The sequence below is a fragment of the Streptacidiphilus monticola genome (genome assembly GCF_042658505.1).
Classification (GTDB): domain Bacteria; phylum Actinomycetota; class Actinomycetes; order Streptomycetales; family Streptomycetaceae; genus Streptacidiphilus; species Streptacidiphilus monticola.
In genome coordinates this window covers 118,666-132,980 of sequence record NZ_JBHSQJ010000083.1, presented here as the reverse complement: position 1 = coordinate 132,980, position 14,315 = coordinate 118,666, and the positions used below count along the sequence as shown (strand labels likewise).

The 14,315-nt window shown below is 75.8% G+C and carries 10 protein-coding genes; 6 read left to right on the top strand and 4 right to left on the bottom strand.

Features of this window, described 5'->3' with window-relative positions; genetic code table 11:
• The 6 genes from ACFP3V_RS20600 to ACFP3V_RS20575 form a co-directional block, all read left to right on the top strand.
• A partial coding sequence (locus ACFP3V_RS20600) for a DUF4132 domain-containing protein (RefSeq protein ID WP_380585534.1) occupies positions 1-3,392 on the top strand: 3,392 nt, incomplete at its 5' end.
• A complete protein-coding gene (locus ACFP3V_RS20595) occupies positions 3,389-4,474 on the top strand; it encodes an ATP-binding protein (protein ID WP_380585532.1) in 1,086 nt (361 codons plus the stop codon). The genes ACFP3V_RS20600 and ACFP3V_RS20595, both read left to right, overlap by 4 nt.
• Positions 4,474-6,927, top strand: coding sequence for a DUF5682 family protein (locus tag ACFP3V_RS20590; RefSeq protein ID WP_380585530.1), 2,454 nt, complete (start codon positions 4,474-4,476; stop codon positions 6,925-6,927). Before ACFP3V_RS20595 ends, ACFP3V_RS20590 begins: the two co-directional genes overlap by 1 nt.
• Positions 6,924-8,105 carry a VWA domain-containing protein gene (locus tag ACFP3V_RS20585; protein ID WP_380585528.1) on the top strand — a complete coding sequence of 394 codons (1,182 nt, stop codon included), beginning with the start codon at positions 6,924-6,926 and terminating at the stop codon, positions 8,103-8,105. The genes ACFP3V_RS20590 and ACFP3V_RS20585 overlap by 4 nt, the downstream gene beginning before the upstream one ends.
• Complete coding sequence (locus tag ACFP3V_RS20580; RefSeq protein WP_380585526.1) at positions 8,102-10,183, top strand: hypothetical protein; 2,082 nt, start codon at positions 8,102-8,104, stop codon at positions 10,181-10,183. The genes ACFP3V_RS20585 and ACFP3V_RS20580 overlap by 4 nt, the downstream gene beginning before the upstream one ends.
• A gap of 95 nt (positions 10,184-10,278) precedes the next feature.
• Positions 10,279-10,962 (top strand): hypothetical protein, encoded by a 684-nt coding sequence (locus ACFP3V_RS20575; protein WP_380585524.1) that lies wholly within the window; start codon positions 10,279-10,281, stop codon positions 10,960-10,962.
• A gap of 54 nt (positions 10,963-11,016) precedes the next feature.
• On the opposite strand, the gene ACFP3V_RS20570 is transcribed toward ACFP3V_RS20575, so the two are convergent.
• From ACFP3V_RS20570 to ACFP3V_RS20555, 4 genes are all read right to left on the bottom strand, one after another.
• Positions 11,017-11,520, bottom strand: coding sequence for a hypothetical protein (locus ACFP3V_RS20570; RefSeq protein WP_380585522.1), 504 nt, complete (start codon positions 11,518-11,520; stop codon positions 11,017-11,019).
• 84 nt (positions 11,521-11,604) lie between these two features.
• Complete coding sequence (locus ACFP3V_RS20565) at positions 11,605-12,039, bottom strand: GNAT family N-acetyltransferase (RefSeq protein WP_380585520.1); 435 nt, start codon at positions 12,037-12,039, stop codon at positions 11,605-11,607.
• A 147-nt stretch (positions 12,040-12,186) separates the two neighbouring features.
• Positions 12,187-13,098 (bottom strand): ABC transporter permease, encoded by a 912-nt coding sequence (locus ACFP3V_RS20560; RefSeq protein WP_380585518.1) that lies wholly within the window; start codon positions 13,096-13,098, stop codon positions 12,187-12,189.
• The coding region (locus ACFP3V_RS20555; RefSeq protein ID WP_380585517.1) for a hypothetical protein at positions 13,095-14,315 on the bottom strand (1,221 nt) is incomplete at its 5' end. The genes ACFP3V_RS20555 and ACFP3V_RS20560, both read right to left, overlap by 4 nt.

Below are 14,315 nucleotides of genomic sequence, written 5' to 3'. Positions count from 1 at the left end.
CCGCCGAGCGGCCCGAGCGGCCCGAGCGGCCCGAGCCGCCCGCGTCGCCGGGACCTGCCGAACTGCCGGACGAGGACACCTTCGTCCTCCCGGCCTCCTGGCGGCGCGTGCTGCAGCCGCGGCGAGGCGGGGCGCAGCGGAGCATTCCCGCCGCGCGAGCGGAGGCGGTGGCCGAGGCGCAGGCGCGGATCGCGGACCGCCGGGACTGGATCGAGGGGGTGCTGACGTCCCGTCAATCCGACCCGGTCCTGGTCCGGGCGGCCCGGGCCCACCTGGACGGCGAGGCCGATCCGCTCGGTGCCGCGGCCGTGGCGAGCCTGCTGCCGCCCGCCTGGAGCCCGGGCGGCTGGGAGGAGTTGCCCTTCGTGGACGCCTGGACGGTCACGCACGGGCTCGAGTTCGCCGCCCGCGCCGTCGTGGAGACCTTCGAGCTGGAGACCCACTGGCACCAGCGCGGCAGGCCGGTCAGCGGGCAGGTGCTGCGCCACCGGGACCCCGGCCACGTGTCCTCCTACCTGGTGCGGCCGCCGCTGGACCGGCTGCGGGCGCTGCTGGTCGCCGCGGACGAGGAGACCTACGCCCGTTCCGTCGCCGCCCTCGACGAGAGCCGGACGACCCCGCGCCGCCGCGCGGTCGCGGCCTATCTGGCGCCCGGCACGCCGGGCTGGGTCGACCAGTGCCTGGACGAGGAGAGCGGGTACGGCGACGACGGTCCGCTGCTGCGCAGTCTGCTGCTCTGCTCCCTCGGCGATCCCGCGCAGCTGCGCCGGATCGGCAGGACTCCGCAACTCGACTGGAACGCCTGGACGGTGAGCCTGCTCGCCACGCTCGCCGACGGACTCGGCACCGCCTGCGTGCCGTTGCTGCCCGAGGCCCTGGAGCGCGCCTACGGCTCCGACCAACTGCGCGCCACCGCCGCCGCGGTGGCGCACTTCCCGACCGACGAGGCCTTCCGGCTCCTGGTCGCCCGCCTCGACGACAAGCAGGTCCGCCCGGCGCTGCAGGAGGCGTCGCAGCGCTTCCCGGTGCGGGCCGTGCGGCTGCTCGCGGAGGCGGCGTTGACGGACGGCAAGAACGCGCCGGCGGCGCGGCAGCTGCTCAACACCCAGGTGATGGCGCACCGTTCGCTGCTGCCGCTGCTGCTGCCCCGACTCGAGCCCGCGGCGGCGGAGTTGGTCGGCTCCCTGGACGCGGTCCGGGAGCGCGTCCCCGAAGCGCCGGTCGGCACGCTGCCCGCCCTGCTGGTCTCGCCGCCCTGGACGCGCAGGCGCACCCCGCGCAAGCCGCGGGTGCTCACCGGCCTGCAGCCGGACCACGTCTCCGAGTTGGTGTGGCGCCCCGGCGAGCGCGAGCGCTGGACCGGGCACGAGTCGTGGGGCTGGGAGTACCCGGCCTCGACCGACTGGAACGCCGAGGCGGCCAAGCTGCTCGGGGGCGGGAACCTCTGGTTGGCCGCCCGGCTGCTGGACCAGGGGCCGGTGGAGGTGCTGGCCCCGTGGGTGGAGAAGTGGCGGCCGACAGACCTGTGGGGCGGCCAGGACTGGCTCCGGCCGGTGCTCGCCAAGTACGGCGCGGCCGCGATCCCGATGGCGGTCTCGGTCGCCTCGGCCCAGCCCGCCGTCCTGTCCGCGCTGCTGGCGCCGGTGCTCGACGCCGGCGCGGCCAGGGTGCTCGCGGACGGCCTGGTGCGGCTCAAGTCGGTGCAGCTGACCGCTCGTTCGTGGTTCGCCCGGCACGGCATCCGGGCCGGTCTGCTGCTGGTGCCGGACGCCGTGGGCGAGCCGGGGGCCGCCCGCCGGGCCGCCGAGCAGGCGCTGCGGCTCGTCGCCGCGGCCGAAGGAGCGGACACCCTGCTGGCCGCGGCGGGCGAGCGCTACGGCGCGGAGGCCGCGGACATCCTCGCCGAGGCGCTGGCCGCGGACCCGCTGGAGAACGCGCTGCCGGCCCGGATGCCGGTGCTGCCCGCGTGGGCGCGCCCGGGGGTACTGCCGCAGCTGCTGCTGACGTCGGGCGAGGCGCTGCCGGAGGAGGCGACCGGTCACGTGCTGACCATGCTGGCCGTCTCCAAGCCCACCGACCCCTATCCCGGCCTCGCCACCGTGACCGAGCTGTGCCGGGCGGACTCCCTGGCGGCCTTCGCCTGGGCCCTGTTCGAGGAGTGGCGCCAAGCCGCGATGCCGGCCAAGGAGAGCTGGGTCCTGCACGCCCTGGGTGCGCTCGGCGACGACGAGACGGTCCGCAGGCTCACCCCGATCCTGCGCGACTGGCCCGGCCAGGGGGCGCACCACCGGGCGGTCGAGGGCCTGACGGTCCTGGCCCAGATCGGCAGCGACGTCGCCCTGCTGCACCTGCACGGGATCGCCCAGCGGGTCAAGTTCAAGGCCCTCAAGGTCCGTGCCCAGGAGAAGATCGCCGAGGTGGCGGAGGGCCTGGGGCTCACCGGCGACCAGCTCTCGGACCGGCTCGTCCCCGACCTGGGCCTGGAGTCCGACGGCACCACGGTCGTCGACTACGGCACCCGCCGGTTCACCGTGGGCTTCGACGAGCAGCTGCGCCCCTTCGTCCGGGACGCGGACGGCAAGCGGCGCAAGGACCTGCCGGCGCCCGGCGTCAAGGACGACCCGGAGCTGGCCCCGGCCGAGCGCAAGCGCTTCGCCGGGCTGAAGAAGGACGTGCGCACCATCGCGGCCGACCAGATCCGCCGCCTGGAGGCCGCGATGGTCGCCCAACGCACCTGGACCGCAACGGAGTTCCGCGAGCTGTTCGTACAGCACCCGCTGGTGTGGCACCTCGTCCGCCGTCTGGTCTGGTGCGCGGACCAGGCCGACGGCACGGCCACCGCGTTCCGCGTCGCCGAGGACCGCAGCTTCGCGGACGTGCACGACGACGCCCTCGTCCTGCCGGAGGACGCGACGGTGCGGCTGGCGCATCCGCTGCACCTGGGTGAGACGACGGCGGCCTGGTCCGAGCTGTTCGCGGACTACGAGATCCTGCAGCCCTTCCCCCAACTCGGCCGCCCGGTGCGCCGGTTGACGCCAGAGGAGGAGGCGGCCAACCGGCTGCACCGGTTCGAGGGCCGCAGCGTCCCGGTGGGCCGCCTGCTCGGGCTGACCAAGCGCGGCTGGGAGCGCGGCGAGCCGCAGGACGCCGGAGTCGAGCGCTGGTTCTCCAGGAAGCTCGCGGACGGTGTCCACCTGGTGATCGAGCTGAACGAGGGCATCGCGGTCGGCATCGTCGACATGTTCCCCGACCAGACGCTCCAGACGATCTGGCTGGACAGCTCGCCGGGCGACTACTGGCCCAGCCGGAACTACCCGCTGCGCTTCCGGGACCTGGACCCGGTCGTCGCGTCCGAACTGCTCGCCGACCTGGAAGAGGTGACGGCCCGATGACCGCCGTGGCGCCGGAGGAACTGCAGCGTCCGCCCGCGGAGGTCCGCTACGCGGAGGAGCTGGCCGCCCTGCGCGCCGCGGACCGGGACCCGCGCCCGCCCGGCTGGCAGCTGAGCCTGCGGGCCGCGCGCCGGTTCATCGTCGGGGACGAGGAGGCGGGCGTCAGTCGCAAGTTCGTCGGCAACGCGTCGCTGGTCGAGCGGGCGCTGGTGACGCTGGCGACCAACCGCGGGCTGATGCTCGTCGGCGAGCCGGGCACGGCCAAGTCGCTGCTCTCGGAGCTGATCGCGGCGGCGGTCAGCGGCACCTCCACGCTGACCGTCCAGGGCGGCGCGGCCACCACCGAGGACCAGATCAAGTACTCGTGGAACTACGCGCTGCTCGTCTCCGAAGGGCCCTCGACGCGCTCGCTGGTGCCGGCGCCGATGCTGCGCGGGATGGCGGAGGGGCGGATCGTCCGCTTCGAGGAGATCACCCGCTGCCCGCTGGAGGTGCAGGACTGCCTGCTCTCGCTGCTGTCCGAACGAGTGCTCGCCGTGCCGGAGTTGGACGGGCCGGAGGGGATGGTCTTCGCCCGCGCGGGCTTCAACGTCATCGCCACGGCCAACACCCGCGACCGGGGCGTGAACGAGATGAGCGCGGCGCTCAAGCGCCGCTTCAACTTCGAGACGGTCTTCCCGATCGCGGACTTCGCGACCGAGCTCGCGCTCGTCGAGGCGGAGGCGAGCGCCCTGCTGCGGCGCTCGGGCGTCGAGGCGGCCCCCGACCCCGACGTGCTGGAGGTGCTGGTCGGCACCTTCCGCGAGCTGCGCGGCCAACAGCCGTCGGGGGAGCGGCTCTCGGCCGTGATGAGCACCGCCGAGGCGGTGTCGGTCGCGCACGCCGTGGGTGTGCGCGGATGGTTCCTGCGGGGCGAGCCGGGCGACGCGGCCGACGTCGTCACCTGTCTCGCGGGCACCGCGGCCAAGGACAGCCCGGAGGACCTGGCCCGGCTGCGGCGCTTCCTGGAGCAGCAGGCGTCGCGGCGGGGTGGCGCGCAGTGGCGGGCGCTCCACGAGGCGCGGCACCTGCTGGGCGACTGATGGCCGTTCACTTCGTCGGCGTGCGGCACCACTCGCCCGCCTGCGCGCGCCTGGTGGCGCGCGCGGTGGCGGCGCTGCGGCCGGCCTGGGTGCTCGTCGAGGGGCCGGCCGACATGAACCCGCGCCTGGACGAGCTGCTGCTCGGCCACCGGCTCCCGATCGCCGTGTTCAGCCACTACCGCGACCAGGAGCGCACGGCGACGTCCTGGACGCCGCTGTGCGACTACTCACCCGAGTGGGCCGCCCTGCGGGCCGGCCGGGAAGCGGGCGCCGAGGTCCGCTTCATCGACCTCCCGGCCTGGCACCCGGCGTTCGTCGAACGTGCCGAGCCCCTGGCCAACCGCTATGCCGACGCCGAAGCCCGGTACGCGGAGGCGACGAGCCGGCTGCGGGCCCGGTTCGGGGCCGACTCGACGGACGCGCTGTGGGACCAGCTGTTCGAACTGGGCCACGTCCCAGGGCAGTCGGCCACGGAGGCGGACGCCGAGCTCGCACGCCGGCTGGCGGTCTACTTCGAGCTCGTCCGCGGCGACGCCGAGGCCGAGCCCGGCGACCGGGCGCGCGAGGAGTACATGGCGTCGTGGGTGCGTGCCGCGGCGGCCCGGGCGGACGAGCGGCCGGTGCTCGTCGTCACCGGCGGCTTCCACACGCCGGCGCTGCGCGCACTGGTGGCAGGGGCCGGGCAGGCCGCCTCGCTCCCCGCGTGGCCGTCCGTTCCCCAGCCCCCGGCCGGGGCGCTCGGGGGCAGCTTCCTGGTGCCCTACTCCTTCCGGCAGCTCGACGCCTTCGCGGGCTACCAGTCCGGCATGCCCTCGCCGGGGTACTACCAACTGCTGTGGGAGCACGGCCCGGTGCGGGCGGCGGACCTGCTGACCGAGGCGGTGGCCGGGCGGCTGCGGCAGGCGCGGCTGCCGGTCTCCACCGCCGACCTGATCGCGGCCCGTACGCTCACCCGCGGCCTCGCCGCCCTGCGCGGCCATCCTGTCCCGGCGCGCACGGACGTCCTCGACGGAATGGCGGGCGCGCTGCTCACCGAGGCGCTGGAGCAGCCGCTGCCCTGGACCGGGCGCGGCCCGCTGCAGCCCGGTACCGATCCGGCGGTGGTGGCGATGGTCGCGGCGAGCACCGGTGAGCGGACAGGGTGCCTGCACCCGGACACGCCCGTGCCCCCGCTGGTGGACGACGTCGCCGCACACATGCAGGCCGCCGGTGTCGAGTTGGGGCGGGCGGTCGCGGTCGACCTGGCCGACCCGCAGGGGCTGCGGTGCAGCCGCCTGCTGCACCGGCTGCGCGTGCTCGGAGTGCCCGGCCACGAGCGGACCCACGGGCCCCGCAGCGGCGAGGATCCGGTCTTCACCGAGCGCTGGGAGCCGACCCCCGCCCAGGGCCGGGAGGCGGCGCTGATCGAGGCGGGAGCCTACGGGGCCGGGCTGGCGGAGGCGGCGGCGTCCCTGCTGGCCGAGCGGGCCGGCTCGCTCACCGGCGCCGCCCGCGGCGGGACGCCCGACGCGGCGGTGGGGGAGCTGTCCGGGGTGCTCTTCGACGCCGTCCTGTGCGGGGCGGACGCGCTCTCCGCCGAGCTGCTGGAGTCGCTCGCGGCGCGTACCGCGCGCGTCGGCGAACTCGGGGCGCTGGGAGCCGTGTTGGCCACGGCACTGCAGCTGTGGCGGCACGACCGGGTCTACGGCCTCGCGGGATCCCCGGCCCTCGGCCGCCTGGTGGACGAGGCGGTCACGCGGGTCTTCTGGCTGGCCGAGGGCATGCGCGGGCAGGGCGGCGTCGACTTCCCCCGGCTGCGGGCCCTCGTGGCCGCGCGGGACGCCCTGCGCCACGCCGAGCCGCTGCTCACCCTGCCCCGCGGCGCCGCTCTCGCCACCGCCGGCCGGATCGCCGCCGACGCTGCCGCCCCGGCCGACCTCCGCGGCGCGGCGACCGGCCTGCTCTGCTGCTTCGCCACCCCGGACGAACTCTCAGCGACCCGACCGGCCGGAGCAGGCACCCCCGGCGTCGACCGGACGGCACCTGGCACCGAAGTCGCCAGGCAGGCACGGGAGTTGGGTGAGCGCGACCCGGAGGCCCTGGGCGCTTGGCTGGCGGGGCTGTTCGCCGTGGCCCGGGACGAGGTGGTCGGCGCGGCGGGCGGGGCCGCAGCCGGTGCCCCGGAGGAGCCGTCGCTGCTCGACGCCCTGGACGAGATCGTGGTCGCCCTCTCCGGGGAGGAGTTCCTCGTCGGCCTGCCCGCACTGCGCCAGGCCTTCGCCTTCTTCCCCCCGCGCGAACGCGAACGCATCGCCGAACGCCTGCTGCACCGGCGCGGCGGCACGGGCTCCGCGCGCTCGCTGCTGCGCACGTCCGCCGATCCGCTGCTGCTGGCCCGGGCCCGAGCCCTGGAGGAGAACGTGAGCCGACTGCTGGACCGTCACGGACTGCGCACTGAGGAGGCGCCCGCATGACCGCCCCCGGTCCGCGGGCCGCCGTCCCGCCGCCACCCGCGCAGCCGGACGAGGGGCTGGAGCGCTGGCGGCTCGTCCTCGGCGCCCCGGCCGAACGCTGGACCGGGCCGCTGCGCCCGGGCGACGCCGCCCGCGACGCCGCGCTGGAGTGGCTCTACGGCCGCGACCCCGAGCTGCGCGAGCGCGGCGTCCGCCCCACCGCCCCGGCCGCGGGCCCGGGCGGCGACGGCCCCTCGCAGATCACCGCGGTGGACTGGCTCGACGACATCCACCGCCTGTTCCCCAAGGAGACGGTGGAACGGCTGGAGCGTGACGCCGTGGAGCAGTACGAGATCCACGAGATCGTCACCGACCCCGACGTGCTCGCCCGCGTCGAGCCCAACCCCGCCCTGCTCCAAGCCGTGCTGCTGCGCACCAAGCACCTGATGAACCCCCAAGTCCTGGCGATGGCGCGGCGCATCGTCGAAGCCGTCGTCCGGGACCTGCTGGACCGGCTGCGGCCGGAGCTGCGCCGGGCGTTCTCCGGGGCCCGGTCCCGTCGCCCCAGCCGCCTGCCCCTCGCCCGGGACTTCGACTTCCAGGGCACGATCCGGGCCAACCTCGGGCACTACCAGCCCGAGCAGCGCCGGGTGCTGATCGAGCGGCCGCGGTTCCACTCCCGGACCCGCAGGCACCTGGAGCAGTGGCAGTTGATCCTCCTGGTCGACCAGTCGGGCTCGATGGTCCGCTCGGTCATCCACTCCGCGGTCACCGCCGCCTGCCTGTGGAGCCTGCCCGGTCTGCGGACGCACCTGGTCGCCTTCGACACGCAGGTCGTCGACCTCACCGCCGACGTCAGAGACCCGGTGGAGCTGCTGATGGGCGTTCAACTCGGCGGCGGCACCGACATCGCCCGCGCCGCCGACTACGCCGCCGGGCTGGTGGACAACCCGCGCCGCGGCATCGTGGCGATCATCTCCGACTTCTACGAGGGCGGCGACCCCTACCGCTTGCTCCGCACGGTCCGCGGCCTGGTGGAGCAGGGCGTCACCGTCCTCGGTCTGGCCGCGCTGGACGAGGACGCGGAGCCGGACTACGACCGCGATCTGGCGGGCCGCCTGGCCGAAGCCGGCGTCCACGTGGGCGCGATGACGCCCGGTCGGCTGGCCGAGTTCGTCGCGGAGAAGGTGGGCCGATGAGCGTCGCACCGCTGCGCGAGGACCTGCTCGCGCTCAGCACGGAGACCCTCGCCGCACTCGCCAACCGGGGCCTGGTCAAGCGAGCCGTCAAGGAGCTGGACGCGGGCGCCGGTCCGGAGGTCGGCGGCGAGGCCGACGGCGCGGTGACCGGTCGCGCGCCGGACGGTGCGGAGACCCGGCTGCCCGTCGGCACCGGCCTCGACGGCAGCGCGTGCAGCTGCGCGGCCACCGGAGTCTGCCGCCACCGGATCGCCCTGGTGCTCGCCTACCAGCGGCTCCACGCCGCGCCGCAGGATCAGCCCCCGGCCGTGGCCGACGCCCCGCCGGACGGCCGGGAGCCCACCCAACCCGTATGGTCCCCGGGCGAGTTCGACGACGAGCGGCTCGAGTCCGTGCTCGGCCGGTCCGCCGTCGCCGCCGCGCGCAGAGCCGCGGAGCGCGGCTACGCGGCGACCGTCCACAGGGCGGGCCCGGCGGAGCCGGTGCCCTGGGTCGAGCTGCCCACCTGCACGGTACGGTTCCCGGTGCCGCACGAGCTCGGCTACGCCCTCACCGACGCCGCCGCACCCCGGCGCGGCGAGATGATCGCCCTCGCGGTCCGCGCCTTCCGCGCGGCGGACGCGGCTGACGCACCGGCGGAGTCCGTCTCGGCCGGGACCGCCGCCACCGTCCAGGTCTCGGTCGGCGGACGCCCGGGCCCGGCACAGGGTCTTCCGGCGCGGTCCGCGGACGTCCTCGCCGAGGCCCTGGCGCTAGCGGACCAGGTGCTGATCGAGGGGGTCGCCCACACCAGTCCGGTGCTCTCCGCCCACCTGGAGCGGGCGTCGGCCGCCCTGACCCGTGCCTCGCTGCACTGGCCGGCGGCCGCCCTGGGCGAACTGCGCGGCCAAGTGGACGCCTACGCCGCACGGGCCGCTCAGTACGAGCCCGCGGAGCCGGCGCGGCTGCTGGCCGAGCTGTACGCGCGCCGCCGGGCGGGCCGGAGTGACCCGGCAGGCGCGCTGGGCACCCAGGAGCCCGCCGAGACCCAGCTGCGCCGGGCCCGGCTGGTCGCCCTCGGGTGCCGGGTCACCGGACGCGGCGGAGCCGGCTCCGCCGCGCCCGCGCTCCGGTCCGCCGCGGTGTACTTCGCACATCCGGACGCCGGGATCACCCTGGTCCTGCGCCGGCAGTGGGAGCTGACGGACGGTCAACCGCCCACCGGGCACGAGCTCGGGGCCCGTCGGCTGCTCGGGTCGCCGCTGAACCTGCTGGCCGCCGCCAACGTCGTCAGCGAGACGCTCTCCCGCGGCCCCAGCCGGACGGTCGCCATCCGCCGCGGACGGGTGGCCGGGACCAGCATCACCCCGCTCGGCCGCGCCTGGGCCGAGCTCCCGCAGCCGTTGCTCGTCCGCGACGTCCGGGCCCAGCTGCGCGCCTGGGACGGCCGCCCCCCGCGGCTGGTCCGCCCCCGGGTCGAGGCGGACGCCGTCCGCGTCGTGGCCGTCGGCGAGATCGGGCCCGTCGGCTACGACCCGGGCCGCCAGCGACTGGAGGCGCTGGTCCGTGACGAGGTGGGCACCGAGGTCGTCGTCCGCGCCGACTACGACCCGGTGCGGCCCGGCAGCCTTGACGCGCTGGCGGAGGCGCTCCGGAGCGGTGCCCGGTTCGTCAGCGGGATGCTTCGCCTCGAAGGCGGCTGCCCGGTTCTCGACCCGCTGGCGGTGCTGACCGAACGCGGCTGCACCGTCCCCGACCTGGCGCCGGGAGGGAGCGCGGGCGAAGTCTCCTGGGGGACGGCACGCGCCGGGGACCCGATCGCGTCGGCTCTCGACGCGGCCCTGGCCGCCCTGGCGGAGCTGGCCCATCTCGGCCTCCGCGGCCAGGGGCACGGCCGCGACCGGGCGCCCAGGGAAGCGCTGACCGCCGCGGCGGCCGGGCTGCGCAGGACCGGGCTCCGCGATGCGGCCAGCCGGACGGAAGCGGTCGCGACCGCCCTGGCCGCAGACTCCGCCGAGGCCGCGGCGCCGCTCTGGGCCGACGCGGCGATCCAGCTGCTCGTCGCCCTCGAACTCCATGAGCAGTCGGGCGCCGGCTGATGCGGGCCGCCGCTTCCTTCCGGTCCAGCGTCAACGTGCCTCCGTCGGCGGGCCGTTGGTCCGAGTGCGCCGCCGGCGTGGCTATCCTCGGACGCATGTCGGTGACCTGGTCCGGCTACGGCAGCCGCAGCACACTCAAGCCGCAGTACCTGGCCGAGCGGGACGCGCTCGCGGACGCCGCGCGGGACGGGGACTGGGAGACCGTCCTGCGCATCGTCGGCGAGAACGCCGAGCTGGCCAACTCCTCCCGCGTCGGCGGCAGTTCCGGATACACGCCGCTGCACCAGGCGGCCTGGCACGGGGCCCCGGAGCCGGTCGTCGAGCGGCTGCTCGCGGCGGGTGCGTGGCGCACGCTGCGCACCACCGGGGGCGACGCGGCCGGCGAGCGCGCCTGTGACGTGGCGTCACGACGGGGGCACCGGCAGCTGGCGTCGATCCTCGTCCCGCGCCCGCGCCATCCGGTTCCCGAGGAGACGGCGTCCCGGCTCCGTGCGGGGCTGCACGAGGTGATCCTGGGGCGGGTGGCGGACCTGGTGCGGGAACACGTGCTGCGGCTGCCCGAGGTGGAGCCGCTGACGGAGCTGGAGGAGCCCGGGCTCTGGTTCCCGGTCCCGGGCTTCTACGGCGGCTTCTCCATCGAACTGCGGCTTCCGGACGGGGAGTCCGCAGAGTCGGCGGAGCTGGAGGTGTCGAGCTGGTGCCGGGTCTGGGGCGGCTCGGGTCAGCGGCACCGGGTAGCTGTCGACGGTGTGGAACTGGTGGAGGAGGGCTTCGTCTGATCCCCGGCTGTGACCTCGACGGCGGGCCCGGCCTGCATCCGACCTGACGCCGGATCAGCCGAAGGTGCCGACCAGGATCGAGGTCCACCAGGCCAGTTGGGATACGCAGCCGGAGACCACGGCCATCCGGACCAGTGCCGCCGGGAGCGGGCCGGTCGCCGGCACGCGGGCGCGGAGGGTCCCCGCCCACACGCCGTTGAGTGCCGCTACCAGCGCGGCGACGAGGTTGACCGCGGTCAGCGGGGTGCCGAGGTCCGGCCGCAGGACCACCCCGGAGACGGCCAGAGCCACGAAGCCGCCCCAGATCAGCGGCTCGGCCCTGGCCGCCGTGCCCAGCAGCGCAGCGGTGCTGCGCCGGCCCGCGAGGGTCAGCAGTCCGGTGGCGTCGACCGTGAGCACCGCGCCGAAGCCGACGGCCAGCGCGAGCAGGTGCACGGCGAGCGCGGTTCCGTGCAGGGCGGTGTCCGCGGGCAGGTAGCGGGCCGCGGCGATGACGGCGTACCAGCCGACGCAGACGGCGGCCATGCGCCCGAGGACCTGGTTGGCGGAGAGGATCACGCTGCTGAGCCTAGACGAGTGAGGTAAGGCTAGCCTCACCGGGGCCTCGGGGCTTCCGGTCACGTTCGGCCGGTGTGGTGTCGTTCAGCCGGTCTCCGCCGCCAGCGGCTTGACCCAGCGTCGCCACTGCTCCTGGCGCTCGTAGCCGGCGGAGGCCCAGGCGGCATGGGCCGTCGCGTTGTCGACCAGGACCATCGCGTCGCAGCGTCGGCCGCCCAAGGCGCGGAAACGCTCGTCCGCCGCGGCGAGCAGCGCGCTCGCGATGCCCTGACGGCGGGCGGCCGGGTGCACGGCGAGCCGGTAGAGGGACGCGCGCCAGCCGTCCCAGCCCGCGATGAGGGTGCCGACGAGTTCGCCGTCCCGCTCGGCCAGCAGCAGCGCCTCCGGGTCCCGCTCCAGCAGCCGGGCCACCCCGGCGCGGTCGTCCGTGATGCTCGTGCCCTCGGCGGCGTGCGTCCAGAACTCCAGGACGCGGTCGATGTCGTGGGGTCGGGCGGCCCTGAGGGCGGTCTCGGTCATGCCGCAGGTCTACCAGCGGCCCCGAGGTCCCTGCCACGCGGTTTCGGCCGTCGGACGGCTGAGGCGTGGAGCAGGAAGAGCGGCGCGCCGACGGCGTACCGGCGGCTGCGGTGCACCCGGTGCGGGGCAGTCCACGAACCGTGCGCCTCAGCCTCGGCCGTAGCGGTGCTCGGCCTTCCAGAACCACATGAAGCCCAGCACCGGGGAGAGCACCGCCCAGGCCGCGCCGTAGAGCCAGACATGCGGCGTCAGTTGACCGTAGCCGTCCAGCACCGCGTGCCGGACCAGTTCGATGTAGACCGCGGCCGGGTTGGCCTCCATCAGCACCTTGACGGCGTGCGGCGCGTGCTTCACGTGCGCGGCGATGCTGTACATGACGCCGCTCGTGTACATCCACACCCGCAGGATCCACGGCACCAGTTCCCGGGTGTCCCGGCTCACCGCGCCGACCCTGGCCATCGCCAGCGCCGCACCGCAGTTGAACATCGTCTGCAGCGCGACCGCAGGGACCAGCAGCAGCCACCGGGCCGAGGGGATCTCGCCCTGCCCGAGCAACAGCAGCAGGGTGACGGTCAGCGAGGCCAGCAGGATGAACGCCTGCTCCGCCACGATCGCCAACGGCAGGACCGCACGTGGGAAGTGGAGCGCCCGGATCAGCCCGAGCCGGTCGGAGACCGCGCGGACGCCGACGCGGAAGGCGTCGCGGGTGTACTGGAAGACGAAGACGCCGGTCGCCAGGAAGCCGAGGTAGCTCTCGCCGGTGCCCTCGGTGCGGTGCAGCAGCAGGCCGAAGACGAGGTAGAAGACGGCGATGGTGAGCAGCGGGGTCAGCAGGTTCCACACCGGGCCGAGCCGGGTCGAGGCGTAGGTCGCGGTGATCCGGGCCCGGGCGTAGGCCCAGACGAAGTGCCGCCGCAGCCACAGGGCGCGCAGGTACTGCGCGAGCGACGGGCGGCGGCTCGGCGGCAACAGGCCGTGCCGGGCTGCCAGTTCGCCCGCCGACTCGGCCGCCCCGGCGGCCGGGGAGGGGGTGGAGGACGGAAGGACGGCGGTGCTCATGCGTAGGGGACCTCGGCCTCGGCCGGCGTCGCGCCGGGGAGCGGGACGTGCACCTGGGTGACCCGGCGCAGGAAGGGTGCGGCCCGGGACGGCGCGGTGGGGGAGAGCCAGTCGTGCACGCTGTCCACAGCCCGCACCTGGACCGGGGACCCGGCCAGCACGAGCGGCAGCGTGTGCAGCACGGTGGACGGGAAGGACAGCAGCAGCTCGCCCACCGGCTCGGTCAACGCGGCCAGTTCGAGCGGGAGTCGGGGCCGGACGACGTCCACCCCGGCCGCCGCGGCGATCCGGGCCAGCTTCTCGGGACGCTCCCGGCGGTGCGCCAGGTAGCGGGAGACCCCGGCGGCCCGGCACAGTTCGGCGACGCCCTCGACGTAGCGGTCCTCGGGCACGAGCCCGGTCTCGACGAGGGAGGTACCGGCCAGGTCGACCGTGCCCTGACGGACCGTCGGGGCGCCGAAACGGCGGCGGGCCCAGGCGTAGCGGTTGGCGGTGAGCACGGCGTTGCCGGGGAGCGGGACCGGGCCGGACATCGCGGTGAACAGCTCGAACGGTCGCGCCAGCAGGATCTCACCGGCCTTGCGGGCGAACCGCCCGCCGCCGCGCCCGCCGGCGTGCCAGCGGACCAACGGCGCCTCGCTGAGCAGCAGTTCGGCCAGCTCCAGAGTGGCCGTTCCGTCGTCGACGACGACGAGCTCGCGGGCGCGGGAGAACGGCAGCAGGGCCTGGATCAGCCGCGAGAAGGGATCGCCGAGGACCAAACGCCCCCGCGCGGCCGACAGTTGAACGGCGAGCCGGGCCATGCAGGCCGCCGTCTCCGCCCGGCTGCCGCGCGGGTCCATGACACGGACCTGCACTCCCTCCGCCCGCGCCAACTCGGCCACGGCGAGCAGCTGCTCCCGCGTGGCCACGTCGGTCGGCAGCAGCACGACCACCCGAAGAGCGCCTCCGGCAGCCGAACCGGCCCCACCATCCCCAGCCGGGGCGGCCGTTCCGGCGGCACCGCCTCCCCCGGCAGGGCGCCGAACGCCGGCAAGCACGCCGTGTTCGGCGGAATCCGGCCGTGCGGTGGCCCCGGCGGAGCCGGTGGCCCCGGCGGCGGCGAACCCGCCGCCCGGGACGTATCCGTGGTCGGTGGAGTCCGCCGCCGTGGTCCACCCGGAGGCGGAGGCCGTGCCCGCGGGCCCGGCGGAGCCGGTGGCCCCAAGCCCGCCGCC

Bases quoted from the DNA above. Each gene is read 5' to 3' on its own strand.
- ACFP3V_RS20595 (WP_380585532.1), top strand. From the start codon at position 3,389: ATGACCGCCGTGGCGCCGGAGGAACTGCAGCGTCCGCCCGCGGAGGTC.
- ACFP3V_RS20590 (WP_380585530.1), top strand. From the start codon at position 4,474: ATGGCCGTTCACTTCGTCGGCGTGCGGCACCACTCGCCCGCCTGCGCG.
- ACFP3V_RS20585 (WP_380585528.1), top strand. From the start codon at position 6,924: ATGACCGCCCCCGGTCCGCGGGCCGCCGTCCCGCCGCCACCCGCGCAG.
- ACFP3V_RS20580 (WP_380585526.1), top strand. From the start codon at position 8,102: ATGAGCGTCGCACCGCTGCGCGAGGACCTGCTCGCGCTCAGCACGGAG.
- ACFP3V_RS20575 (WP_380585524.1), top strand. From the start codon at position 10,279: ATGTCGGTGACCTGGTCCGGCTACGGCAGCCGCAGCACACTCAAGCCG.
- ACFP3V_RS20565 (WP_380585520.1), bottom strand. From the start codon at position 12,039: ATGACCGAGACCGCCCTCAGGGCCGCCCGACCCCACGACATCGACCGC.
- ACFP3V_RS20560 (WP_380585518.1), bottom strand. From the start codon at position 13,098: ATGAGCACCGCCGTCCTTCCGTCCTCCACCCCCTCCCCGGCCGCCGGG.